Here is a 1,380-nt window from a genome sequence, read left to right as displayed (position 1 = left end):
CTCTCCTCGATCTCCTGCGTCTCGCCGTGCTGCGCACCGGCGAGACGCAGGAGATCGAGGAGAGCGTGACGCTCGCCGATGGCAGCGTCAGGCACCAGTTCGCGCGCAAGGGGGCGATGATCGCCTCCGACGGTTCGCTCTATCTCATCGGCTCCACCACCGACATCACCGAGCTCAAGCAGCGCGAGGCCGAGCTCAGCGAAGCGCGGCAGCGCGCCGTGCTCGCCGACCGCGCCAAGTCGGAATTCCTGGCCAATATGAGCCACGAGATCCGCACGCCGATGAACGGCGTGCTCGGCATGGCCGAGCTGCTGGCCAAGTCGGATCTCGACCCCAAGCAGAAGACCTTCACCGACATCATCGTCAAGTCGGGAAACGCGCTGCTCACCATCATCAACGACATCCTCGACTTTTCCAAGATCGACGCCGGCCAGATGGTGCTCGATCCGGCTCCCTTCAACCTGGCCGAGGCGATCGAGGATGTGGCGACGCTGGTTTCGACGCGCGCCAAGGAGAAGGATCTCGAGCTCATCGTGCGCGTCCAGCCGGGCCTCGACAGCCACTTCATCGGCGATGTCGGGCGCATCAGGCAGATCGTCACCAACCTCCTCGGCAATGCGGTAAAATTCACCGACGAAGGCCATGTGCTGGTCGACGTCACCGGCGAGCGCGTGCCGATGGGAACGAAGCTGACCATCTCGGTCACCGATACCGGCATCGGCATCCCCGAGGACAAGCTGAGGGCTGTGTTCGAAAAGTTCAGCCAGGTCGACACCTCCTCGACCAGGCGGCACGAGGGTACCGGGCTCGGCCTGGCCATCACCTCGCGGCTGGTCGATCTGATGGCCGGCGAGATCGGTGTCGAGAGCGCCGAAGGCAAGGGCTCGACCTTTTGGTTCACGGTGACGCTGCCGCGCGCCGTCCAGGAGGGCGCGCAGCGGATCATGCCGGTGGACGTGACAGGGGCACGGGTGCTGATCGTCGACGACAATGCCGTCAACCGCTCGATTCTCAGCGAGCAGATGGCGTCCTGGACGTTCGATTCCTGCGCGGCTGAAAGCGGAGCCGAGGGGCTGAAGGTACTGATCGCGGCGGCCGCCTATGGCGTGGCGGTCGACTGCGTCGTGCTCGACTACCAGATGCCGGGCATGAGCGGCGCCGAAATGGCGCGCATCGTGCGCAATACCGACGGCCTCGCGCACACGCCGATCATCATGCTGACGTCCGTCGACCAGTCGCTCGCCAACACCAGTTACCGCGACCTAGGCATCGACGCGCAGCTCATAAAGCCGGCCCGCTCCTCCGTTCTGCTGGAGACGTTGGTCGCCACCATCCAGCGCCATCGCCACAGCACGGACGGCTGCCGACCGTGCTGTGGCG

The 1,380-nt window shown here is 65.2% G+C and carries 1 protein-coding gene; it reads left to right on the top strand.

Annotation, left to right across the window (positions count from 1 at the left end):
• Positions 1-1,380, top strand: a 1,380-nt coding sequence (locus EN781_RS32570; RefSeq protein WP_127400725.1) for an ATP-binding protein, incomplete at both ends; no start/stop codon positions are given.

This window comes from Mesorhizobium sp. M4A.F.Ca.ET.090.04.2.1, from assembly GCF_003999085.1.
Lineage (GTDB): Bacteria > Pseudomonadota > Alphaproteobacteria > Rhizobiales > Rhizobiaceae > Mesorhizobium.
The sequence above is the reverse complement of the archived record's forward strand: the minus strand, read 5'-3'. Positions and strand labels throughout refer to the sequence as shown.